At 60.2% G+C, this 23181-nt stretch carries 22 protein-coding genes; 8 read left to right on the forward strand and 14 right to left on the reverse strand.

Annotated elements, in window-relative coordinates:
• Positions 1-87: 87 nt before the first annotated feature.
• Positions 88-1569, reverse strand: coding sequence for an AlkA N-terminal domain-containing protein (locus tag F3J39_RS01555; RefSeq protein ID WP_039383254.1), 1482 nt, complete (start codon positions 1567-1569; stop codon positions 88-90).
• A gap of 159 nt (positions 1570-1728) precedes the next feature.
• Between F3J39_RS01555 and F3J39_RS01560 the strand changes: the two genes are divergently transcribed.
• Together F3J39_RS01560 and pnuC are read left to right on the forward strand one after the other, a co-directional pair.
• Positions 1729-2232 carry a methylated-DNA--[protein]-cysteine S-methyltransferase gene (locus F3J39_RS01560; RefSeq protein ID WP_166713775.1) on the forward strand — a complete coding sequence of 168 codons (504 nt, stop codon included), beginning with the start codon at positions 1729-1731 and terminating at the stop codon, positions 2230-2232.
• Positions 2233-2387: 155 nt separating this feature from the next.
• Positions 2388-3107 (forward strand): nicotinamide riboside transporter PnuC, encoded by a 720-nt coding sequence (gene pnuC, locus F3J39_RS01565; RefSeq protein ID WP_166713776.1) that lies wholly within the window; start codon positions 2388-2390, stop codon positions 3105-3107.
• Here pnuC and zitB read toward each other — a convergent pair.
• The 4 genes from zitB to F3J39_RS01585 form a co-directional block, all read right to left on the reverse strand.
• A complete protein-coding gene (gene zitB / locus F3J39_RS01570; protein ID WP_039383263.1) occupies positions 3104-4063 on the reverse strand; it encodes a CDF family zinc transporter ZitB in 960 nt (319 codons plus the stop codon). The two genes, pnuC and zitB, sit on opposite strands and share 4 nt — an antisense overlap.
• Positions 4038-7112 carry an ATP-binding protein gene (locus F3J39_RS01575; protein ID WP_166713777.1) on the reverse strand — a complete coding sequence of 1025 codons (3075 nt, stop codon included), beginning with the start codon at positions 7110-7112 and terminating at the stop codon, positions 4038-4040. The genes zitB and F3J39_RS01575 overlap by 26 nt, the downstream gene beginning before the upstream one ends.
• Positions 7094-7678: a response regulator transcription factor gene (locus F3J39_RS01580; protein WP_039383269.1), complete on the reverse strand. Its 585-nt coding sequence runs from the start codon at positions 7676-7678 to the stop codon at positions 7094-7096. Before F3J39_RS01580 ends, F3J39_RS01575 begins: the two co-directional genes overlap by 19 nt.
• Before the next feature lie 105 nt (positions 7679-7783).
• Positions 7784-8137, reverse strand: a complete 354-nt coding sequence (locus F3J39_RS01585; RefSeq protein WP_211049159.1) for a YbgS-like family protein — start codon at positions 8135-8137, stop codon at positions 7784-7786.
• Positions 8138-8433: 296 nt separating this feature from the next.
• On the opposite strand from F3J39_RS01585, the gene aroG reads away from it, so the two are divergent.
• Complete coding sequence (aroG, locus tag F3J39_RS01590) at positions 8434-9486, forward strand: 3-deoxy-7-phosphoheptulonate synthase AroG (RefSeq protein WP_039383273.1); 1053 nt, start codon at positions 8434-8436, stop codon at positions 9484-9486.
• 65 nt (positions 9487-9551) lie between these two features.
• Here the strand turns inward: aroG and gpmA are convergent, their stop codons facing one another.
• The 6 genes from gpmA to modE form a co-directional block, all read right to left on the reverse strand.
• Positions 9552-10304 (reverse strand): 2,3-diphosphoglycerate-dependent phosphoglycerate mutase, encoded by a 753-nt coding sequence (gene gpmA / locus F3J39_RS01595; protein WP_104084674.1) that lies wholly within the window; start codon positions 10302-10304, stop codon positions 9552-9554.
• Between the two features lie 150 nt (positions 10305-10454).
• A complete protein-coding gene (galM, locus tag F3J39_RS01600) occupies positions 10455-11489 on the reverse strand; it encodes a galactose-1-epimerase (RefSeq protein WP_104084675.1) in 1035 nt (344 codons plus the stop codon).
• Positions 11483-12631: a galactokinase gene (galK, locus tag F3J39_RS01605; RefSeq protein WP_094112180.1), complete on the reverse strand. Its 1149-nt coding sequence runs from the start codon at positions 12629-12631 to the stop codon at positions 11483-11485. Before galK ends, galM begins: the two co-directional genes overlap by 7 nt.
• Positions 12632-13675, reverse strand: a complete 1044-nt coding sequence (gene galT, locus F3J39_RS01610) for a galactose-1-phosphate uridylyltransferase (protein ID WP_108569701.1) — start codon at positions 13673-13675, stop codon at positions 12632-12634.
• 258 nt (positions 13676-13933) lie between these two features.
• Complete coding sequence (modF, locus tag F3J39_RS01615) at positions 13934-15418, reverse strand: molybdate ABC transporter ATP-binding protein ModF (protein ID WP_071668997.1); 1485 nt, start codon at positions 15416-15418, stop codon at positions 13934-13936.
• Positions 15419-15492: 74 nt separating this feature from the next.
• Entirely contained in the window at positions 15493-16275 is a 783-nt protein-coding gene (gene modE, locus F3J39_RS01620; protein WP_071668998.1) for a molybdenum-dependent transcriptional regulator, read from the reverse strand.
• 118 nt (positions 16276-16393) lie between these two features.
• Here modE and F3J39_RS01625 point away from each other — a divergent pair, with 118 nt between their 5' ends.
• The 4 genes from F3J39_RS01625 to modC all read left to right on the forward strand — a co-directional run bounded on the left by F3J39_RS01625 (position 16394) and on the right by modC (position 19224).
• Positions 16394-16552, forward strand: a complete 159-nt coding sequence (locus F3J39_RS01625) for an AcrZ family multidrug efflux pump-associated protein (RefSeq protein WP_039383289.1) — start codon at positions 16394-16396, stop codon at positions 16550-16552.
• A gap of 151 nt (positions 16553-16703) precedes the next feature.
• Positions 16704-17477: a molybdate ABC transporter substrate-binding protein gene (modA, locus tag F3J39_RS01630; protein WP_166713779.1), complete on the forward strand. Its 774-nt coding sequence runs from the start codon at positions 16704-16706 to the stop codon at positions 17475-17477.
• Positions 17474-18166: a molybdate ABC transporter permease subunit gene (gene modB / locus F3J39_RS01635; protein WP_039383292.1), complete on the forward strand. Its 693-nt coding sequence runs from the start codon at positions 17474-17476 to the stop codon at positions 18164-18166. Before modA ends, modB begins: the two co-directional genes overlap by 4 nt.
• Complete coding sequence (gene modC, locus F3J39_RS01640; RefSeq protein ID WP_039383294.1) at positions 18166-19224, forward strand: molybdenum ABC transporter ATP-binding protein ModC; 1059 nt, start codon at positions 18166-18168, stop codon at positions 19222-19224. The genes modB and modC overlap by 1 nt, the downstream gene beginning before the upstream one ends.
• A gap of 15 nt (positions 19225-19239) precedes the next feature.
• Here the strand turns inward: modC and F3J39_RS01645 are convergent, their stop codons facing one another.
• Positions 19240-20058 carry a pyridoxal phosphatase gene (locus F3J39_RS01645; protein WP_039383296.1) on the reverse strand — a complete coding sequence of 273 codons (819 nt, stop codon included), beginning with the start codon at positions 20056-20058 and terminating at the stop codon, positions 19240-19242.
• A gap of 148 nt (positions 20059-20206) precedes the next feature.
• Here F3J39_RS01645 and pgl point away from each other — a divergent pair, with 148 nt between their 5' ends.
• A complete protein-coding gene (pgl, locus tag F3J39_RS01650) occupies positions 20207-21193 on the forward strand; it encodes a 6-phosphogluconolactonase (protein ID WP_039383299.1) in 987 nt (328 codons plus the stop codon).
• A gap of 69 nt (positions 21194-21262) precedes the next feature.
• On the opposite strand, the gene F3J39_RS01655 is transcribed toward pgl, so the two are convergent.
• Positions 21263-21739 (reverse strand): kinase inhibitor, encoded by a 477-nt coding sequence (locus F3J39_RS01655; protein ID WP_065649814.1) that lies wholly within the window; start codon positions 21737-21739, stop codon positions 21263-21265.
• Between the two features lie 66 nt (positions 21740-21805).
• Positions 21806-23098: an adenosylmethionine--8-amino-7-oxononanoate transaminase gene (bioA, locus tag F3J39_RS01660; protein WP_166713780.1), complete on the reverse strand. Its 1293-nt coding sequence runs from the start codon at positions 23096-23098 to the stop codon at positions 21806-21808.
• Positions 23099-23181: the final 83 nt, after the last annotated feature.

Below are 23181 nucleotides of genomic sequence, written 5' to 3' on the forward strand. Positions count from 1 at the left end.
CCTACGGGTATGAGGAGCGGTAATGCGTTTGCGTTGACGGAATATGCCCATCTATCCGCAGGGGCGCCATTTATGGCGCCCTGGCCGCTACCGTGCCGGCTTTTTCCGGGAGGCTTTTTCGGGCATCAGGCTTTTCCAGATATGCTGCACGGCATAGCTGCGCCATGGCCGCCAGACCTGCGATAGCTGCTCTGCCTCTCTGGCCGTTACGCCACCGAGATTATTACGGATAGCGATATCCTCTTTCGGGAAAGCATCAGGCCAGCGTAGCGCCCGCATGGCGATATAGCTGGCGGTCCACGGGCCGACCCCCTTCAGCGCCAGCAGCTGCTGCTGTACGGTATCCGGCGGCAGAGATCCGTTAAAGCGCAGCGCGCCGCTGGCGCAGGCGTGGGCCAGTGCGATAATCGCATTTGAACGGGCGCTGACTATGCCGAGCACCGCAATATCATCGACCGTTGCTGCTGCCAGCGTGGCCGCGTCCGGAGAGAGGCGGGAGAGCGCTGGCCAGGGCGTCTCCAGCGGCTCGCCAAAGCGCTCCGTCAGACGGCTGCTGAGCGTTACAGCCGCTTTTACCGTAACCTGCTGGCCGAGAATCGCGCGCACGCTTAACTCAAACGCATCGAATGCGCCGGGCACGCGCAGGCCCGGGTGGCGCGCCAGGCTCTCTGCCAGCAGCGGATCGCGGCCCAGTAGCTCGCTCACCGCCTGCGGCTGAGCATCCAGATCGAACAGATCGCGCAGCCGGCGCAGCAGGGCAGGCAGCACCGGCGTCAGTGTGGTAGTGAACTCAACCTGCAGCGCATGCTTATCGGGCAGGGCGCTGACGCGCACCCAGCCGCGACAGCCGCCCAGCGCGACGGTGCGGTGATAAGCGCCATCGGCCACCCACTCAGCCTGCTTCATGACGTGCGCTTCAAGAAACTCCAGCATCGCCGCCCAGTCATAGGGTGGACGGTAGCTCAGCTGCAGGGTGGCGCTCTGCTGTGGCAGCGCAGCGCCTTCCGGCTGGCTCCGCTTACGCAGCGCGGAAGGCGTCATGTGATAGCGCGCCTGAAACACATCATTAAAGCGGCGCAGGCTGCGAAAGCCGCTGGCGTAAGCGATCTCCGTTACGGGCAGCGCGGTTTCGGTCAGCAGCTGTTTGGCCAGCAGCATACGCCGCGTCTGACGCAGCTCCAGCGGCGAAACGCCCAGCTCCTGCTGAATAACGCGCCGCAGCTGACGTTCACTCAGAAAGAACTCACCGGCAATATCTGCCAGCGAGGTCTGCTCCTCCAGCATGCCCTCTTCAACGCGACGGATCAGACGATCGGCAATGCGGTGATGGTTATCTACCGGCGCAAATCCCGGCGCCAGCTCCGGGCGGCAGCGCAGGCACGGGCGAAAGCGCGCCTTTTCCGCTGCTTCTGCGTTATGAAAAAAGCGGCAGTTTTTCAGCAGCGGTTTGCGCACCGGACAGACAGGACGACAGTAAATACCGGTTGAGGTTACGCCCACGTAGAGCAGCCCGTCAAAGCGACTGTCGCGCGACGTCAGCGCCTGGTAAGCAATTTCAGGATCAAGCATCGTCTTCTCCGGTAAATAAAGGGCATCATGGCGCAGTCCGGGTGCGGAAACACGCTGCTTTCGGACAGCTAATCAGTTTATGTGCCTGTCCGAAAACAGCCAGTTTGCGGCGCGATTAATGCAATAATAGTCGGGAGTCATCCACTGCGGAGATCTGTTATGTACCATACTAAAACCATCGTGACGCCGGTCGGCGAGCTGACGCTGATTGCCAGCGATAAAGGCCTGGCAGCCGTGCTGTGGGAAAATGAAGGATCGCAGCGCGTGCCGCTGACGCCGCTGTCACGTAACGAGTCGCACCCGGTGCTGTGCGAGGCGGAGCGTCAGCTGCAGGAGTATTTTGCCGGCACCCGGCAGCGTTTTACCCTGAGCTACGACCCGTACGGCACGCCGTTCCAGCAAAAGGTATGGGCCGCCCTGCTGACCATCCCATTTGGAGAGACGCGCAGCTACCGGCAGATAGCCGAGCAGATTGGGCATCCCAAAGCCGTACGCGCGGTGGGGGCTGCCAACGGCAAAAACCCGCTCTCTATTATGGCTCCATGCCACCGCGTCATTGGCAGCAACGGCAAACTGACCGGCTTTGCCGGTGGCCTGCCGGTTAAGGCGTTTTTGCTGGAGCTGGAGCGGGCAGGTAAAGAGCCGGGTGCGCCGGTTGTTTAGTATAAAAAACTAAATAGCGATTTATTATGCTTTGTAGTATTTTCGTGGCTTCTGTTGTTAATTACATAAAACACTGATGCGGTAGTGCGCCACCGGATCGGCGGCAGGCGAACCGCTCTTTTACGCACCCTGCATTTCAGGCACAGGAGCCAGTAATGGACATTTTCAGCACGCAAAATATCCTGGTACATATCCCTCTGGGCACCGGCGGATACGACCTCTCATGGATTGAAGCGTTCGGCACGCTGGCCGGGCTGCTCTGTATCTGGCTGGCAAGCCAGGAAAAAATCAGTAATTACCTGTTTGGTCTGATCAACGTCACGCTGTTTGCGGTGATTTTCTTTCAGATCCAGCTCTATGCCAGCCTGCTGCTGCAGCTTTTTTTCTTTGTCGCCAATCTCTATGGCTGGTACGCATGGAGCCGGCAAACCAGTGACCATGAGCGCGCGTTAAAAATTCGCTGGCTGTCGCTGCCGAAAGCGCTGGCATGGGGCGCCGCCTGCGTTATTGCGATTGCGCTGATGACGCGCTATATCGATGTGGTGTTTGGCTTCCTTACCCGCAGCGCAGTGCAGATCATGCAGGGAATCGGCCTGCAGGTCAGCATGCCGCAGCTGCAGCCTGACGCGTTTCCCTTCTGGGATTCCTGCATGATGGTGCTCTCTGTCGTGGCAATGATTCTGATGACGCGTAAATATGTCGAAAACTGGCTGCTGTGGGTGGTCATCAACGTCATTAGCGTGATGATTTTTGCCCGGCAGGGGGTATATGCGATGTCGCTGGAGTACGCCATTCTCACGCTGATTGCGCTGAACGGCTCGCGTCTGTGGATACAGAGCGCACGCGAGCAGGGCTCACGTGCGCTGGCGGGTTAGTGATGATGATGCGCGTGTCCGTCCAGCACCGCATGATGATCGTCATCAGCGGCGTGTTCTGAACCGAGCGCGCAGTCGGGCAGGCTGCACGCCTGATACTCCATCTGCACCGTGGCATGTTCAATCTGATAGTGCTGATGCAGATAGTGATGAATTTTTCGCAGCAGGCCGTCGTGATCGTACGGCGGCACCACCTGAACATGCAGCGTAAGCACTGGCTTCTCTCCCACCTGCCACAGGTGAATATGGTGAACGTTACGCACCTCATCGATGTTCAGCTTCAGCTCGCGCGCCAGCTTATCAATATTGATATTCACCGGTGCACCCTCCAGCAGCTCATGCAGGCTTTCACGCAGCAGCGCCCAGGCGCTGCGCACCACCAGCACGGAAACCAGCAGTGAAAGAATCGGATCGATGGGCGTCCAGCCGGTAAGCATAACGATAACCGCGGCGGCAATGGCGCCCACCGAACCAAGCAGATCGCCCATGACGTGCAGCGCGGCGGCGCGCACGTTGAGATTTTTCTCGCCGCTGCCGCGATGCAGCAGCCAGAATGAAAGCAGGTTAGCAAACAGCCCGGCGATAGCGATACCGAGCATCAGGCCGCCCTCAATCGGCTGCGGATGAGTAAAACGCCGGATCGCCTCCCAGACAATCAGCACGGTGATCACCAGCAGCGCAATCGCGTTTACAAACGCCGCCAGGGTGGTCAGACGCAGCAGGCCAAAGGTATGCCGCGCATTGGGTTTACGGCGCGCAAACTGCACCGCCAGCAGCGCCATCAGCAGGGCGGCGGCGTCGGTCAGCATATGTCCGGCGTCGGCCAGCAGCGCCAGTGAACCTGAAAGAAGGCCGCCGATCACTTCGGCCAGCATAAACAGTGCCGTGACGCTAAACGCCGCCGCCAGGCGGGTGCGATTAGCATTGTGGTCACCGTGAGAGTGAGAGTGTGCCATAGCGTTCCAGTTGGTTGAGTAGCCTGTTGGTTAATAATATCAGTAAATTGAGCGTGTCAGGATGGAGCTGCTGCTGTTTCGCGGCGTCAATCAGCTGCTGACACGCTCCGGCGGCATCTTCAATGCCCAGCATCAGCCAGCTGCCTTTCAGGCGGTGAGCCGCTTTTTCAATCGCCGCCCAGTCGCGCTGCCCGCTGGCCTGCAGCAGCGCATCGCGATCCTGCGTAACGGCGCGCTGCAGCGTTTCACAGATGCGCGGCAGCCAGCTGGCGTCGTGCTGAGCCAGCTGCTGCAGCGTTGCCGGCAGCTGCGCCAGCGGATCGGACTGCGCCTGCGCCAGCAGCGCGGCCAGCGCCTGCAGCGTAACGGGCTTCACCAGCTGCGCCTCATGCGCCTGCAGAGGCAGGCGCAAGCGCTGCACGTCGGCGGAACAGATCACGCGCAGGGCAGGGTGTGGTCGTTGCCGCTGGCGGCGGCGCAGAATGCGCAGCAGCGTCAGGCCATCGGGATGCGGCATCATCTGATCGATAAACAGCACATCAAACGGCTGCCTGGCATCGGCGAGCAGCAGGGCGCGTCCCGCATCAAAGGTCTCAGCCTGAATGCCAAAAGCAGCCAGCTGCTGCTGCAGCACCAGCAGATTAGCGGGATGATCGTCAACAATCGCCACCCGCAGCTGCGGATAGCGCGGCCAGACCGGATCGTCGCCGGCATCCGCAATGTCACAGGGCGTCAGCGGCAGCGTTACGCTGACGCGTGTGCCCTGGCCCGGCGCAGAGCTCAGCTGCAGCGTACCGCCCATTCGCTGTACGATTTCCCGGCAGATAAAGAGCCCCAGACCGCTGCCCTGTACCGCATGACGCCGGCCAGACGGCGCCTGATACCATGGCTCAAACAGGTGTGCCTGTTCGCTGAGCGGAATGCCGCTGCCGCTGTCCGTCACAACAAGCCTAATCTGCTCCTCTGCCGCCAGCGTAAGGCTTATTTCGCCTTCACGGGTGAACTTCAGTGCATTAGCCACCAGGTTATTAATGACCTGCTGCAGGCGATCGCTATCCAGCAGCACGCTGGCGGGCAGCGGCGTCAGGGCCGTTACGCGCAGCTGCGGACCGCCGGGGCGCATCAGCGGATGGTAAAGCTGCCGCTGCTGCTGCAGCCAGCGGGAGAGATTCAGCGGGTGCGGATTCAGGCGGAAACTCTGATTCTCAATCCGCGCATGATCCTGCAAATCGTTCAGCAGCGCCATTAGCGAGCGGGCGCTGCTGTGCATCAGCGCGACCCGTGAGGGCACATGCTGCTGCTGTTCCAGCTCCAGCAGGCCAAGAATCGCCTGCATCGGCGTGCGCAGTTCATGACTGACGGTCGCGAGAAACTGGCTTTTAGCCGCACTGGCGCGCTCCGCTTCTGCGCGCTGCCGCCGTTCACGCCGCTGCTGCAGCACGTGACGCAGCTGCAGCAGCAGCAGCCCTGCAATAATCAGCGCCGCTGCAAACAGCAGCAGTTTTGGTATGCTGCGCATCATCATCGTGCTGCCGGGCTGCGGCGGCTGCGCCCAGCTTGCCCGCATCTGGTTCAGCGTTTCTGGCGGTATCTGCTGCAGCGCGCGATCGAGCAGGGCGCGCAGCTGCGGCTGCTGCGGGGTTACCCGGGGCGCCATCGGCCAGGCGATATCGCTGGCGGCAAACGCCAGACGCAGCGCGCTGTCATCGCGGCTGGCCAGCCGCCAGCGTGCTGAGATCACATTATCCACCAGCGCATCAATCTGTCCGCTGCCGAGCGCCTGCCAGAGCCGGGTGCGGTCGTCAAACCACTGTGGCGTAATACCCGGCGGCAGCAGCTGACGGGCCAGATCGCCGCGCAGTACGCCAAGACGTTTGCCCTGCAGCGAGGACCAGTCGGCAGGCGCAAGCGGCATCCGGCTGTAAACGCCCCAGATAGCACGCCATACCGGAAGCGTAGTGGAGGCCGCATCGGGCGTATCCAGAGGCTCCAGCAGCGTAAGCATCACCGCCTGCTGTGCCAGCAGCGCCTGCGCCTGCTGCGGGTTAGCGACCCAGCGCGGCGTGAAACGGATGCCGGTGCTCTGGCCCAGCGCATTAAGCAGGTCAATACCAAAGCCGCGCGCGTTACCGCTGGCGTCCCGGTAGCTCCAGGGGGCATTATCTGGCGCGGCGGCGTAGGTGACAACGGGATGCGCCGCCAGCCACTGCTGCTCTGCCGGGCTGAGCATCAGCGTCTGCGTATCCTGATAGCGCGGCAGCGGCGGGCTCCAGCGCTGAGCAACCTGCCGGCTGAACTCCGCCGGCAGCAGGCGAAGCTGCGCATCGATCCATGTTGTCAGCGCCGGATCGCGGGCGATCGTGCGCAGCGTCAGTACCGCATCCGGATCGGCGGTGATCTGGTAGATCTCTCCCTGCTGCAGCTGGCTGAGCAGAAAGCCGGCGCTGGCTTCATCGGCGACCAGATAATCACTCTGCTGATTGAGCAGGGCGTAGAGCGCCTGTAAGTTGCCGGCCAGCGGATGCCAGCGATGGCGGGCTGCCAGCTCCGGCGGCAGCTGCGTCAGCGTGCTGCCGGCAATCGTCAGCTGAGCGTTATCGCTGTTAAACATTACCGCGCGCTGATTTGCGCGATTGCGGTAAATACGGAGCGGCGTGCTGAACCAGCTGGCGCTGAGCGAGGTGCCGGCAGGCAGCGGCGCGCTTTCGGTCGTCAGAACCAGATCCACCTCACCGCGCTTCAGCGCCTGCAGCTGCGCGCTCCGGTCAGGGTAGCCCTGCAGCTGAAACCGTACGCCGCTCTGCTGGCTGAGGGCGCTGAGATAGTCAGCATCAATGCCCCACAGGCGATCGCCGATACGCATCGACCAGGGCGCGCTGTTCTGCACCGGCACCGCCACGCGCAGCTGCGTGGCGGGCGGTGGCGCAGCGTGAGGCACCGGCATAACCGCAGGCAGCATGACGCTGCTGGCGGGCAGCAGCTCAGCGCGTGCGCTGGCCATCAGCAGCAAACAGAGCAGCCAGAGCCGCTTCACTGCTGCGCTTTCCACAGTTCAGCCAGCTCAACCACCGAGGTCACGCCGGTCTTGGCCATGATATTTTTTTTATGCGTGCTGACGGTTTTATTGCTGATATGCAGCTGCTCACCAATCTGCAGGTTAGAGAGGCCACGCACCAGCAGCGCCACAATCTGCTGCTCTTTCTCCGTCAGCGGCAGGTCCAGACGCTCCGGCAGCGGCGGAAAGGCCTGCTGTCCCCCCAGCACCGCAAGGATGGCGCTGAGCAGCTGAGCCATGCTCTGGCTTTTTACCACATAGCCTGCCGCCCCCAGCGAAGCGGCGCTCAGTAAGGTGTGGCGGCTCTGCTGCGCAGAGTAGATCAGCACCGGGCGCTGTGCATCGCGGGCGCGCAGGCGACGCAGCAGCTCTAAGCCATCACAATCCGGCAGGCCGATATCAAGAATAATGACGTCAATATTATGCTGCTGCAGGCAGGCGCGTGCCTGAGATTCATCAGCGGCGGCATAGAGCTGCAGAGGAATAGGGGCGTGCTGGCAGGCAGCCTGAAGTGCGACTTCAACCAGCGGGTGATCGTCAATAAGCAGTAGGGTAGCCATGTCACCGTTCCTGTGAATTTCATGGCGGTTAGCATAGCGGAAAAGCGGGGCCGGAAAAAATAAAGGGCGAGCCTGAGCTCGCCCTGATTACCGCAGAGACATCTCTTACTGAGTTGTGCCGTCGGTTTTGGTATTCACATTGTCGCTACCCGATTTGGTTTCGACTTTTTTGTTCATGTCCGGGCAGCGGCCATCTTTACACATGGTGTTTTTGTGCACCTCTTTGGCAGACATATCGCCTGACTCCGTGCCTGACATTGCTGCGCCGTTGGTATTGGTGTTGCCGGTGTTGATATCGCTATTATCAACATTGTGCGGAGGCAGATTCTGTTTTGCGCCGCCCGCTGCCGCACCCGCTTCAGCTGATGCGTTAGCCTGTCCATTGTTGCTTGCAGCCATCGCTGCACCGCTACCCAGAGTCATTGCTGCCGTCAGAAAAACAATTGCAAACTTATTCATCATTATGCTCCTGTAATAAATGGATAGTTGCCGTTTGACACCCACGGGTGCTGTGTGACGATAAAAGCGGGCCGTAACGAAATTAAATTTCGTCAGGAGTGTTCGGCGTAAAAATATATAGTGTAAGCGACTCGTTCCTCAGTGCTTACGTTTAAAAAGCTTAGTCTATGGCTCTATAAATGCAAATGAGACAAAAGCATTTTCATAACGCTCTTAATTTACTCATGCCGGCTGAAGGGATAGATTGAAGGGGTTACGTCCGGCGCACGCAGGGCGAAAATCTGAATGGAATAAGTATGGATTACCAGAACGACGATTTACGCATTAAAGAGATCAAAGAGTTACTTCCCCCGGTAGCGCTGCTGGAGAAATATCCGGCAACGGAGCGCGCGGCAGCGACCGTGTCGCAGGCGCGTCAGGCCATTCACCGGATTTTGCATGGCGAGGACGATCGCCTGCTGGTGGTGATCGGTCCCTGCTCAATTCACGACACGGCAGCGGCGAAAGAGTACGCTGCACGCCTGCTGACGCTGCGCGATGAGCTGAGCGGCGAGCTGGAAGTGGTCATGCGCGTCTATTTTGAAAAGCCGCGTACCACGGTGGGCTGGAAAGGGCTGATTAACGATCCCCATATGGATGGCAGCTTTCAGATTAATGAAGGACTGCGTCTGGCGCGTAAGCTGCTGGTGGATATCAACGACACCGGTCTGCCGGCTGCCGGCGAGTTTCTGGATATGATCACGCCGCAATATATGGCCGATCTGATGAGCTGGGGCGCCATCGGTGCACGCACCACCGAATCGCAGGTGCATCGCGAACTCTCTTCCGGTCTCTCCTGTCCGGTAGGGTTCAAAAATGGCACCGACGGCACGATCAAAGTCGCTATTGACGCCATTGGCGCGGCCAGCGCGCCGCACTGCTTCCTGTCAGTAACCAAATATGGGCACTCGGCTATCGTTGAGACGCGCGGCAATGAAGATTGCCACATCATCCTGCGCGGCGGCAGAGAGCCAAACTACAGCGCTGAGCACGTTGCGGCAGTGAAGAGCGGGCTGGAAAAAGCGGGCCTGCGTCCGCAGGTGATGATCGATTTCAGCCATGCCAACAGCAGCAAGCAGTTCCAGCGGCAGATGGTTGTGGCGGAAGATGTGGCACAGCAGATTGCCGGCGGCGAGCAGGCGATTACCGGCGTGATGATTGAGAGCCATCTGGTGGAAGGCAATCAGAGCCTGGAGAGCGGGAAGCCGCTGGTGTACGGCCAGAGCGTAACCGATGCCTGCATTGGCTGGGAAGATACGGAAACAGCGCTGCGTCAGCTGGCGCAGGCGATCCGTACCCGTCGCGGCTGAGCGGCTGAGCGTGACGCATAAAAAAGGCCAGACAAACGTCTGGCCTTCAGGTTTACTGCGGAGGTTTACTTCGCTTTACCCTGGTTTGCCACGGCCGCGGCTTTCGCTGCGATCTCATCGGCATCACCCAGATAGTAGTGTTTGATTGGCTTGAAGTTTTCATCGAACTCATACACCAGCGGCACGCCGGTCGGGATGTTCAGTTCGAGGATCTCATCTTCGCTCATGTTATCGAGATATTTTACCAGTGCGCGCAGCGAGTTACCGTGTGCGGCGATGATAACTTTCTCACCGCTTTTGATGCGCGGCAGAATGGTCTCGTTCCAGTAAGGGATGACGCGATCAATGGTCAGCGCCAGGCTTTCGGTCGTTGGCAGCTGTGCATCGGTCAGTGATTTATAACGTGCATCATGGCCGGGGAAACGCTCATCGCTGCGATCCAGTTCTGGCGGAGTAATGGCAAAACCACGACGCCACTGTTTAACCTGATCGTCGCCATATTTAGCCGCGGTTTCTGCTTTATCCAGCCCCTGCAGTGCGCCGTAGTGACGCTCATTCAGACGCCAGGTTTTCTCTACCGGCAGCCAGGCCTGATCCAGTTCATCCAGCACGTTCCACAGGGTGTGGATGGCACGTTTCAGCACGGAGGTATAGGCGAAATCGAACACGAAGCCCTCTTTCTTCAGCAGCTGACCCGCCGCTTTCGCTTCGGTACGACCTTTGTCAGAGAGATCCACATCATACCATCCGGTGAAGCGGTTTTCCTGATTCCACTGGCTTTCGCCGTGGCGGACCAGAACCAGCTTAGTTACGGCCATAGCTTTACTCCTTAATGCTTAAGTAGATTAGTAATGAACCCGGCTGCGGCCGCCTGAAGCGGCGGCACACTGATAGCGCCATACCATAACGGAAAACGGCGCACGGCGTAAGTCTGTCGCATACGCAGTGCGCGTTTTTCAGCCGTCGTCTCAGTGTGCCGTAAAGCGATACCGCGTCTCTGAGCGCCAGATGTCACCGGGTTGCAGCCAGCAATCGGGCTGCGGCCACTCGCTATGGTTAGGCGAATCGGGTAAAAATTCACTCTCCAGCGCAATGCCCTGGAAAGCAGTATAGCTCTCCTGCTCGCGGGCGCGCGTTCCCGCCAGGTAGTTGCCGGTATAGAACTGCAGCGCAGGTGCCGTGGTAAACACGCTGAGCTGCAGCGCGCCGTCAGCGGACCATAGCCCGGCGGCACACTGCGTAATGTCGCCTGCCGCGTTCAGTAAAAACGCGTGATCGTAGCCTTTGACCGCCTGCTGATCGGCATCAGCCAGAAACTCGTCCGCCACGCGCTTAGGCTGGCGGAAGTCGAAGCTGGTCGCCGCAACGGCTTTCAGCGGCGCAGCGGGGATGCCCGCGCTGTCTACCGGCAGGTAACGATCTGCCTGCAGTTGTAACCGATGCTGGCGGGCGTCGCCATGATGCGCATCAAGGTTAAAGTAGGCGTGATTTGTCAGGTTAACCGGGCAGGCGCGATCGGTCTCCGCCTGATAGCGGATCGCCAGCGTATTATCCTCCGTGAGTTCATAGGTCACGGAGGCGATAAGATTACCCGGATAGCCCTGATCGCCATCCGGCGAGTCGAGCCGGTAGTGCACGCTGCTGTCGCTCTGGCTGACAATCTGCCAGCGGCGTTTGTCAAACCCTTCCGGCCCGCCGTGCAGCTGATGCGGCCCCTGATTGGCAGCCAGCTTCAGATTAAGCGTCTTTAGCTCAGCCTGCGCGATGCGGTTGGCGTAGCGGCCAATCGTGGCGCCGAGATAGGCGTCCTGATGCAGATAATCTGACGGCGTGGCGCAGCCCAGCAGCGCTTCACGCACGCTGCCATCCTGCATCGGCACGCGCGCCGAAAGCCAGGTGGCACCCCAGTCCATAAAGGTGGCCACCATGCCGTGACGGTTGCGCAGCACCGTGATGCGCCACGGCTGTCCGTCTGGCGCATGGGAGTTGACGTCGCTTACCATTGACCCGCTCCCTCTGAGGCCTTGCAGACGTAGAAGGTCTCTTTGATACCGGTCTGCGCTTCATATTTTTCCGCCACGGCCGCTCTGACCTGATCTACCCGCTCTGCCGGCATCAGCGCCACGATGCAGCCGCCAAAGCCGCCGCCGGTCATGCGCACGCCGCCGTGCGGGCCCACTTCCTGTTTGACAATCGCCACCAGCTGATCGATTGCCGGCACGGTGATCTCAAAATCGTCGCGCATAGAGGCGTGTGAAGCCGCCATCAGCTCGCCCATGCGTTCAAGATCGCCCTGACTCAGCGCGTCGGCCGCTTCCAGCGTCCGGGCGTTTTCGGTAATAACATGACGCACGCGCTTCGCCACCAGCTTATCCAGCTCATGCTCGCGTGCTTCAAACTCCTCCAGCGTGACGTCGCGCAGCGCCGGTTTGTTAAAGAAGCGCGCGCCGGTCTCACACTGCTCGCGGCGGGTATTATATTCACTGCCTACCAGCGAGCGGCGGAAATTGCTGTTGATAATAACCACGGCGACGTTGTCCGGCATCGGCACCGCACGGGTCGCCAGGGTGCGGCAGTCGAGCAGCATGGCGTGATCCTGTTTGCCGAGTGCTGAAATCAGCTGATCCATAATGCCGCAGTTACAGCCAACAAACTGGTTCTCCGCCTCCTGGCCGTTGACCGCAATCGCCGCGCCATCGAGATCCAGCTGCCAGAGTTCACGGAATACCGTGCCGACGGCCACTTCCAGTGACGCAGAGGAGCTGAGGCCGGCGCCCTGCGGCACGTTGCCGCTGATCACCATATCCACGCCGCCGGTGCCGGCGTCACGCTGCTGCAGGTGTTTCACCACGCCGCGCACATAGTTGGCCCACATCGGCTCTTTTACCGGTTCGATCGGCGCATCCAGCGAGAAGCTATCCTGCTGGTTGTCATAATCCATGGCGATCACCCGGACCTGGCGATCGTCGCGGCGTGCGCAGGCGATTACCGTCTGATAATCGATAGCGCACGGCAGCACAAAGCCGTCGTTGTAATCGGTGTGTTCACCAATCAGATTGACGCGGCCCGGCGCCTGAATGGTATGGGTGGCAGCATAACCAAAGGTGTCAGCGAACAGCTGCCGGGTAGTCGATTTCAAAGACATTTATTGCGCCTCACGAAAATGGATATCGCTGACAGAGCGCAGACGTTCTGCTGCCTGCTCCGCCGTTAAATCACGTTGGGTTTCAGCCAGCATCTCATAGCCGACCATAAATTTACGCACCGTTGCCGAGCGCAGCAGCGGTGGATAGAAGTGCGCATGCAGCTGCCAGTGATCGCCGGCCTCTTCGGTAAACGGCGCGCCGTGCCAGCCCATCGAATAGGGGAATGAGCACTGGAACAGATTGTCATAGCGGCTGGTCAGCAGCTTAAGCGCGCGCGCCAGGTCGCTGCTCTGCTCTGCGCTGAGTTCGGTCAGGCGTCTTACGTGCGTTTTTGGCAGCAGCAGGGTTTCAAACGGCCAGGCGGCCCACCACGGTACTACGGCGATCCAGTGTGCCGTCTCCACGACGGTACGGCTGCCGTCCTGCTGCTCGCGTGCCGCGTAATCCAGCAGCAGCGGCGTGCCTTTTTCGGCATAGTAACGGCGCTGGTTATCATCCTCTTTCTGCGCTTCATTAGGCAGAAAGCTGTTAGCCCAGATCTGACCGTGCGGATGCGGATTGGAGCAGCCCATGGCCGCGCCTTTGTTCTCAAACACCTGCACCCACGGATAGTGCTGTCCCAGCTCAGCGCTCTGCTGCTGCCAGGTCGCAACAATGGCTTCAAGGTTGCTCAGCGACAGCTCCGGCAGCGTTTTGCTGTGATCGGGCGAAAAGCAGATCACCCGGCTGGTGCCGCGGGCGCTTTCACAGCGCATCAGCAGGTCGTCGCTCTGCGGTGCATCCGGGGTCTCCTCCATCAGCGCAGCAAAGTCGTTAGTGAAAACATAGGTGTTGGTATAATCAGGGTTTTTATCACCGGTGATACGGGTATTGCCCGCGCACAGGAAGCAGTCGGGATCGTGCGCCGGCAGCGTCTCACGCGCTGGCGTCTCCTGCGCGCCCTGCCACGGGCGTTTCGCCCGGTGCGGTGACACCAGGACCCACTGATCGGTTAACGGGTTATAGCGGCGATGCGGATGATCCACCGGATTAAATTTTTGCATAACTTGTCCTGGTAACGGCAAACAGTAAACGTTTTCTGCGCTCAAACTAGCATATGCCCGCAGGCAAAAGCGTGATCAAGTCTGGATAAATGGTATCGTTTACACAAGTCGCTTATTCTTAATTTTGCGGCCTGTGAAACAGATGGATTCAAATTTAGCACAGATTAGTGGTAGCGATTACATTGGCAGGTGAGGCACCGGTCGCCTGCCTGACGGAGCAGGCGATCGGCAGGGCAGAGTAAGCGGGGCAGAACGCGGTCAGGGCTGCGGCGTGCGCAACGCCTCCTGCTGATAACAGTAACCCTGTGGGGTTTTGACAAAGCTGAGGCGATGGGTAATACAGCGCGGCGCATCTTCAGCGTGGTGCGAGACGAACAGCAGCTGGGTGCGGCCTTCACCAATCAGCACATCCGTAAAGCGGCGTACCAGCTGACGGTTAATCGGGTCCAGCCCCTGCAGCGGCTCATCCAGAATCAGCAGGGCGGGATGTTTAACCAGCGCGCGCGCAATCAGCACCAGCCGCTGCTGACCCCAGGAGAGGCTGTGAAAAGGGGCATCTGCCAGCGCGTTATCCATGCCGAGCAGCGCCAGCCACTGACGCGCCAGCGCTTTCTGCCGCTCTGAAACGGCCTGGTAAAGGCCAATCGAGTCAAAAAAGCCGGAGAGCACCACGGTGCGCACGCTGCAGCTTACCCGGTAGTCAAGGTGCAGGCTGCTGCTGACGTAGCCGATATGCTGCTTAATATCCCAGATGGTTTCGCCGCTGCCGCGCCGGATGCCAAACAGCGTTAAGTCGTTGCTGTAGCCCTGCGGATGATCGCCGGTCACCAGGCTAAGCAGGGTGGATTTGCCGGCGCCGTTTGGCCCGGTAATCTGCCAGTGTTCGCCGGCGTTAACCTGCCAGCTGAGGTTATCGATGATAGGACAATCATCATAGGCGACCCTGCCATGACGCAGTATTACGCGTGGCGTGTCAACGGCCAGCGCCGGCAGCAGATCGGGGCGATCTGCCTCCGGCAGCGCCATGCCCTGCAATCGTTCGCTGTGCGCCAGCTGGGCCACCAGCGCTTCCGCCAGCAGCGTCCTGCGGTCACCGGCGTGGGTCAGGGTGCACTCTGCCAGCACGCCCGCCTGCTGAATGAAATCGGGGATATCTTCAAACCGGTTCAGCACCAGCACCAGCGTATAGCCCTGCGTATGCAGCTGCTGCAGCAGCGCGGTGAGGCTGGCGCGCGACGCGACGTCCAGCCCGTCAAACGGCTCATCAAGGATCAGCAGATCCGGCTCTGCCATCAGCGCCTGACAAAGCAGAGTTTTGCGGGTTTCACCGGTAGAAAGATATTTAAAGCGGCGATCCAGCAAATCCTGGATACCAAACTGCTGCGCCAGCGCGCGGCAGCGGGCTTCATCGCTGACGTCCGCCTGGACGATCTCTGCAGCGGTGCGGCCGGTATCCTCTTCCCCTTCGCTGAGCATATCGGTGTTATTGCGCTCCCACTCCTCACTCACCAGCTGCTGCAGCTGCTCAAATGAGAGGCGGATCGGCCGGCGAAAATCGCTGCTGAAGTGGCCTTTTCCCGCGTTAAGTTCACCTGCCAGCACCCGGGCCAGGGCAGATTTACCGCTGCCGTTAGCGCCAACAAAGGCCCAGCTCTCACCGCGCTGAACGGTCAGCGCGTTAATGCTGAGCGCGCGATGGTGACTAAGATGAAATGTGCCTTGCGAAATCTGCAATAAAGACATGATTTATTCCGGTTTGTGCATCGTTGTTACTGTTGTAACGGCCGCTGCTACGGAAGTCAATCAGGGCAGAGGCGTCAGATTAGCGTGGCAATAATCGCCTGTTCAGCGCTAAAGCAGGCGGTGACTGCGTCGCCTGGCCGCAGCGGCTGTTGCGCCAGCTGCGCTGCGCTCAGGGTAGCGCACAGCGTTTCACCACCGCTCAGCGTCAGCAGCACTTCGCTCATCTCTTCTCCCTCTTCAATGGCGCTGACCTGAGCAGAGAGGGCGTTATCGCCGGGTTCTCCTTCGTCACCGAGCCGGATCCACGGCGCTTTAATCAGCACCAGCACCTCTTTTCCGGGTACCAGCTGCAGCCGCTGCGCGCTGCGCGCGGTCAGCGCCACGTTAACCGGGGTCACGCCATCGGCCAGTACCACCTCAATATGCTGCTGCACCGGCCGGTTATCACGGCTGCGCACGGTGGCAAACAGCTGATTACGCGCGCTGGTCTGCAGCGAGAAGCGCGCAATCGCAGCCAGCAGGCTGTCGAGCGGCAGGTTATCCTGCTGCAGGGCATCAAACGCTTTCTGCTGGATCTGCGCCAGCAGATCGAACAGTTGGATCAGTCGTGTGCCATAGCGCGTCAGACGGGCGCCGCCGCCGCCTTTGCCGCCGGTAGCCCGCTCAACCAGCGTCTCATCCGCCAGCTGGTTCATCTCGTTGATGGCGTCCCAGGCGCTTTTATAACTGATGCCCGCCAGCCGGGCACCCTGACTGATTGACCCCGTCTCAGCAACCCGCCGCAGCAGTTCAATACGGCGCGGATCGGCAAACAGTTTCTGCTGAAGACGAATATGAAGTGAGAGATCGGCTTGCATGTCAGCTCCTTTAGTCGGAAGCGGGTAGTGTACGGCGTAAAGTAAAAGCACGAAAAGGGCAGTGCCTTTTTTTCCGCTGCCGCTACAATCACTTTTTTAAATTCTGCGTGAGGTTTCCATGCTGGAACTGATAAAAAGCCTGGCCGTCGCGGTCATCATGGTGCCGATTGTGATGGCGATTATGCTGGGTCTGATTTACGGCCTCGGAGAGGTGTTTAACATTATCTCCAAATTTGGCCGCCGCAATGACCGCCCGGCGAAAAGCTCACAGCACTGATTGACCCGCCCGCACGCTGCGGGCGTTTTTTTATCAATTTCCGCCCGCTCCTGCCGATACCCACTCTGATAATATTTATCCGCATGCTGCGCATAGCGGCATCTGCCCAGGCGTTGTATTATTCGGTATACAACGAAACAGGGAGTCTTACATGCTGAACAAATCTTCTTACTGGCTGGCTACGGCTACGCTGACCCTTTCGCTGGCGGGCCAGGCGGTGGCGGCTGATAAAATTACGGTGTTTGCTGCAGCATCACTGACCAATGCGCTGCAGAAGATCGCTACCCGCTATCAGCAGCAGAGTGGGACCGAAGTGGTCTCCTCGTTTGCCTCCTCCTCCACGCTGGCACGCCAGATTGAACAGGGCGCGCCAGCCGATCTCTTTATCTCTGCCGATCAGCAGTGGATGGATGATGCGGCGGCAAAGCAGAGCATTGAAGCGGAGACGCGCGTAACGCTATTGGGTAACGATCTGGTGCTGATCGCGCCTAAAGCTGTCGGCGCGGCACCCGTAACCATCTCTGCCGCCACCAACTGGAAAAATCTGCTGCAGGGGCAGCGTCTGGCGGTGGGCGATCCGGCACATGTGCCCGCCGGGATTTACGCCAAAGCAGCGCTGCAGAAGCTGGGCGCCTGGCAGCAGCTCGCGTCACAGCTTGCGCCAGCCAGCAACGTGCGCGCCGCGCTGGCGCTGGTTGAGCGTAACGAAACCCCCTATGGCATCGTGTATGGATCTGACGCCGTCGCGAGTAAAGAGGTTGTTGTAGCCGGGCGTTTTCCCGCCGATTCTCATCCGCCGGTGGAGTATCCGATGGCCATAGTCAAAGCGCATCAGAACGCGGCGGTCAGCGCCTTCTGGCACTATCTGCAGGGACCTGAGGCCGCAGCTATTTTTAAACAGTATGGATTTACGCCGAAAAAATGATACTGAGCGATCCCGAGTGGCAGGCTGTTGCGCTCAGCCTGAAAGTTTCCTGCGTGGCGGTGCTGTGCAGCCTGCCGTTTGGCATTCTCATGGCCTGGATTCTGGCACGCTGCCGTTTTCCGGGTAAAACGCTGCTCGATAGCCTGGTGCATCTGCCGCTGGTGCTGCCGCCGGTAGTGGTGGGCTATCTGCTGCTGCTGGCGCTGGGACGTCGCGGCGCGATCGGTGCCTGGCTCTGGGAGTGGTTTGGCTTTACCTTCGCCTTCAGCTGGCGCGGTGCGGCGCTGGCGGCGGCGGTGATGGCATTTCCGCTGATGGTGCGCGCCATCCGGCTGGCGCTGGAGGCGGTGGATACCCGGCTGGAGCAGGCCGCGCGAACGCTGGGAGCGGGGCGCTGGCGGGTCTTCTTTACTATTACGCTGCCGCTGACGCTGCCGGGCATTATTGCCGGTACCGTGCTGGCGTTTGCCCGTTCGCTGGGGGAGTTTGGCGCCACGATCACCTTTGTCTCCAATATCCCCGGAGAAACCCGTACCATTCCTTCCGCGATGTTTTCCCTGATTGAAACGCCGGGTGCAGAAAGCACCGCCGCGCGGCTCTGTGCGGTGGCTATCGCACTGGCGCTGCTGTCGCTGGTGGCGTCAGAATTACTGGCGCGCTGGGGCCGCAAACGCTGGGGGATCGCCTGATGCTGACGCTGCAGTTTTCCCAGCGGCTGGGTGATCATTTGCTGGAGCTGGATACGACGCTGCCGGCGCACGGTATTACCGCCGTGTTTGGCGTCTCGGGCGCGGGTAAAACGTCGCTGATCAACGCTATCAGCGGCCTGACCCAGCCGCAGCTGGGCCGCATACAGATCAATGAGCGGCTGCTGTTTGACAGCGCGCGCGGCATCAATCTGCCGCCGGAGCAGCGGCGTATCGGCTATGTGTTTCAGGACGCGCGACTCTTTCCGCACTATCGGGTGCGCGGCAATCTGCAGTACAGCATGGCCGCATCAATGAAGCCGCAGTTTGCGCAGCTGGTGACGCTGCTGGGACTGGATGCGCTGCTGGATCGCTTTCCGGCCACGCTTTCAGGCGGTGAAAAACAGCGCGTGGCGATTGGCCGGGCGCTGCTGAGTGCGCCCGATCTGCTGCTGATGGATGAACCCCTGGCGTCACTGGATCTGCCGCGCAAGCGTGAGCTGCTGCCGTGGCTGCAGCAGCTGACAAAGCAGATTGCCGTGCCGGTGCTCTACGTTTCGCACAGCCTGGATGAGATTGTGCAGCTCGCGGACAACGTGCTGGTGCTGGATAACGGCAGCGTTAAAGCGGCAGGCCCGCTGGAGAAAGTCTGGAGCAGCAGCGCAATGCGCCCCTGGCTGCCGGTCAGCGAACGCACCAGCGTGCTGCGCGTGCAGGTGCTGGAGCAGCATCCTTACTACCCCATGACCGCACTGCTGCTGGGCGATCAGCATATCTGGGTGAGTCGCGTTAACCTGCCAGCAAAAAGCACGCTGCGCATTCGCATCGCGTCAGCCGATGTCTCACTGGCGCTGCAGCCAGCCCAGCATACCTCCGTGCGTAACATTCTGCCTGCGCAGGTCATGGAGCTGCTGGATATTGACGATCAGGTCGAAGTCAGGGTCCGCATCGGCAGCAGCGAGCTCTGGGCACGCATCACGCCGTGGGCACGCGATGAGCTGGGCATTCGCGTCGATCAGTGGCTCTATGTCCAGCTCAAAAGCGTTTCAGTTATTGCCTGACGGAGGCGGCTGCCGTCACAGCACTTCCCGGCGAATAATCTCTGCAATGCCCGGCTCAAGGTTGGTGCCGGTCACCTCGGCCGCGCGCGCTTTGATGGCATCATCGGCGTTGCCCATTGCAACGCCCAGTCCCACCTGCTCCAGCATGCTAAGGTCGTTATAGTTATCGCCAAACGCCAGCACCTCCTGCATGCTGAAGCCCTGGCTCTCCACCCACTGCGCCAGGCGTTTGCCTTTGCTGTTACCCGCCTGGGCGATATCAACCTGATCGTGCCATGACCATTCACACGCCAGGCCCAGCTCCGCTTCGGTGCGTTCAGCAAACTGCTGTAATGCGCGGGTATCCGGATGTGACAGGGCAAACTTCCAGATCGCTTCAGCATCCTGCGCCGCCTGCGCCAGGCTGGGCACCTGCAGGAACAGCGGGCGCTGCGCTTCCGGCAGCGATTGCGCCCAGTTCAGCGTGCGGGTGACGTGACCGGTCGGCTCCTGGTAGAGCATGGCATCGTCGACGTACAGCAGACCGTGAATGTTCTCCTCATCAAGCATCTCTATTACCCTTGCAGCCTGACTTTTCGCCAGCGGATCGGCGGCCAGCACTTTTTTTGCCTGATAATCATACAAATAGGTACCGTTACAGCAGATTGCGGGTGTATCAAGCTGCAGCGCCTGATAAAAAGGGTGGATAGCGCAGTGATGGCGACCGGTAACGATCAGCACTTTAACGCCCGCCTGCTGCGCGCGGGCCAGCGCCTCCAGCGATTCAGGCAGAATAGTTTTATTGGGTGTCAGCAGGGTGCCATCCAGATCGAGGGCGATTACGCGATAGCTCATTACGGGTTCCGTCTTTGAATAACCAGGCATCAAGTCTACACCTGCCAGCCGCGCTGAGACAAAAAAGCGGGCAAAAATCCCGCCAGCGTAGCCGGCTGAAACAGGCTACAGTTATCCCTTTCATCAGGCAGCGAATAAGGAAAAACGCATGAAACAAGTCGTGTATACCGCCAGTCCCGAGAGCCAGCAGATCCACGCCTGGCAGCTTCAGGAAGATGGCGCGCTGACGCTACTGCAGGTTACCGATGTGGCCGGTCAGGTGCAGCCAATGGTGGTGAGCCCGAAAAAAGATTTTCTTTATGTGGGCGTACGTCCCGATTTTCGCGTGCTCGCCTACCGCATCGCCGCAGACGGAACGCTGACGCTGGCGGGTGAAGCGCCGCTGCCAGGCAGCCCGACGCATATCTCCACCGATCGCGAAGGCCGGTTTCTCTTTTGCGGCTCCTATAATGACGCCTGCGTCAGCATCAGTCCGCTGGATGAGAACGGCCTGCCGCAGGCCCCGTCGCAGGTGATCAACGGCCTTGAGGGATGCCACTCCGCCAACATCGACCTGGATAACGAGACGCTGCTGGTGCCGGCGCTGAAGCAGGATCGCATCTGCCGTTTTCAGCTGCATCAGGATGGCACGCTGACGCCGCACGCGCAGGCAGACGTCAATACTGCCGCAGGCGCAGGCCCGCGCCATATGGCGTTTCATCCCGGCGGCGCTTATGGCTATGTGGTCAATGAACTCAACAGCACGGTGGATGTCTGGTCACTGCAGGGCGAGATGAGGTGCGTACAAAGTCTGGATATGATGCCGGCTGATTTCAGCGGCACACGCTGGGCGGCAGATATTCATATCACACCGGATGGCCGGTCGCTCTACGCCTGCGATCGCACCAGCAGCACGATTACCGTGTTCAGCGTCAGTGAAGCGGGCGATGCGCTGACCATTGAGGGCCATCAGCCAACGGAAACGCAGCCGCGCGGTTTTAATATCGATAGCCGTGGCGCTTACCTGGTGGCTGCGGGACAGAAATCGCATCATATTGAAGTGTACCGGATTGCGGAGCGTGGCCTGCTGCAGCCGCTGGCGCGTTATGCGGTCGGGCAGGGGCCGATGTGGGTAGCGATCCTCGCGCTGGCGTGATGATGTCACGCAAGGTCGCCCTCAGAGGCGACCTTTATCAGGGTGCGCAGCGAAGCGCGCCCGGTGCGATCAGGCGTATTTTACCGTAACCGATGCGCTGGCAAGCGCATGGAAATGCACGTTAAAGCCGACCATTGCGCCGCTGGCGCCTTCATCCACATCCAGCGTCTCCACGTCCAGCGCGTGCACGCTGAAAATGTAGCGGTGTGATTCACCCTGCGGCGGCGCGGCGCCGCCGTAGCCGGTCTGGCCGAAGTCGGTACGGGTCTGGATGGCGCTTTCAGGCAGCTCTGCCACGCCGGAACCGGCGCCCTGCGGCAGCACGGTGACCTCAGCCGGAATATTGGCTACCACCCAGTGCCACCAGCCGGAACCGGTCGGCGCATCGGGATCGTAGCAGGTGACAACAAAGCTCTTAGTGCCTTCCGGCACCTCATCCCAGGCGAGATGGGGCGACAGGTTATCGCCCTGATAACCCATGCCGTTAAACACGTGGCGCTCTGGCATCTTATCGCCGTCGTTAAAATCCTGACTAAACAGGCGCATAACTCCTCCTTTTTGCTAATCGCGGAAGGCCATCATGGTGCAAAACCGCCGCAGATACCAGCGGCGTCAGGGCTGAAAATGGCCGGTGTGATCCAGCGCGTCCCGAATGGCGCGGGTGAGCTGGCTCAGCGCCTGCGCAGAAATCAGATAAGGTGGCATCAGATAGATGAGCCGGCCAAACGGGCGGATCCAGACGCCGCGCTCAACAAAGAACTGCTGCAGCGCGGCCATATTCACCGGCTGATGCGTTTCGATAACGCCAATGGCACCCAGCACGCGCGCCTGCGCCACGGCGGGATGCGCCTGCAGCGGCAGCAGCTCCCGCTGCAGCTGCTGCTCAATGGCCGCGACCTGCGTCTGCCACTCGCCTTCAGCCACCATGGCCAGACTTTCAGCCGCGACCGCGCAGGCAAGCGGGTTCCCCATAAAGGTCGGGCCATGCATAAAGCAGCCAGCGGCGCTGCGGCTGATGGTGTCAGCCACCTCGCGCGTGGTCAGCGTGGCGGCGAGCGTCATCATCCCGCCGGTCAGCGCTTTGCCGAGGCATAAAATATCGGGCGTCACGCCCGCGTGTTCGCAGGCAAACAGCTTGCCGCTGCGGCCGAAGCCGGTGGCGATCTCATCGGCGATCAGCAGCAGCCCGTAGCGATCGCACAGCGCCCGCACCTGCTGCAGATAGCGCGGATGGTAAAAGCGCATCCCGCCCGCACCCTGCACAATCGGTTCCAGGATCACCGCGGCAATGTCGCGATGGTGCTGCTCCGCCAGCCGGGCGAAGTCGCTGAAATCGGCATCATCCCATGTATCAGTGAAACCGCACTGCGGCGCAGCGGCAAACAGATGCTCCGGCAGATAGCCACGCCACAGGCTGTGCATTGAGTTTTCCGGATCGCATACCGCCATCGCCGCAAACGTATCGCCGTGATAGCCGCGCTTCAGCGTCAGGAATGTCTGGCGCCTCTCGCCGCGACCCAGCCAGTACTGTAGCGCCATTTTCATCGCGACTTCCACCGCAATGGATCCGGAGTCAGCCAGAAACACGCACTCCAGCGCTTCAGGCGTCATCGCCACCAGCTGACGGCTCAGCGCGACTGCTGCCGGATGGGTAATACCGCCGAACATCACGTGTGACATCTGCGCCATCTGCTGCTGCAGTGCCTGGTTGAGACGCGGATGATTGTAGCCGTGGATCGCCGCCCACCATGACGACATACCGTCAACCAGCTCGCGTCCATCTGCCAGCTGCAGCTGGCAACCCTGGGCGGCCACCACCGGATAACAGGGCAGCGGGTCGCGCATTGAGGTGTAGGGATGCCAGATATGCTGGCGGTCAAAATCGAGGTCGTCAGGCGTGAACATCTGTCTTGTAAACCATTTTGAAAAGATTTAGTTTACAAGTATAACCACGATCATTGTCGGGATGAACCCCTTTTTGGAGTATG

The sequence above is a fragment of the Pantoea sp. Acro-807 genome (assembly GCF_011752675.1).
Taxonomy (GTDB): domain Bacteria; phylum Pseudomonadota; class Gammaproteobacteria; order Enterobacterales; family Enterobacteriaceae; genus Pantoea; species Pantoea eucrina.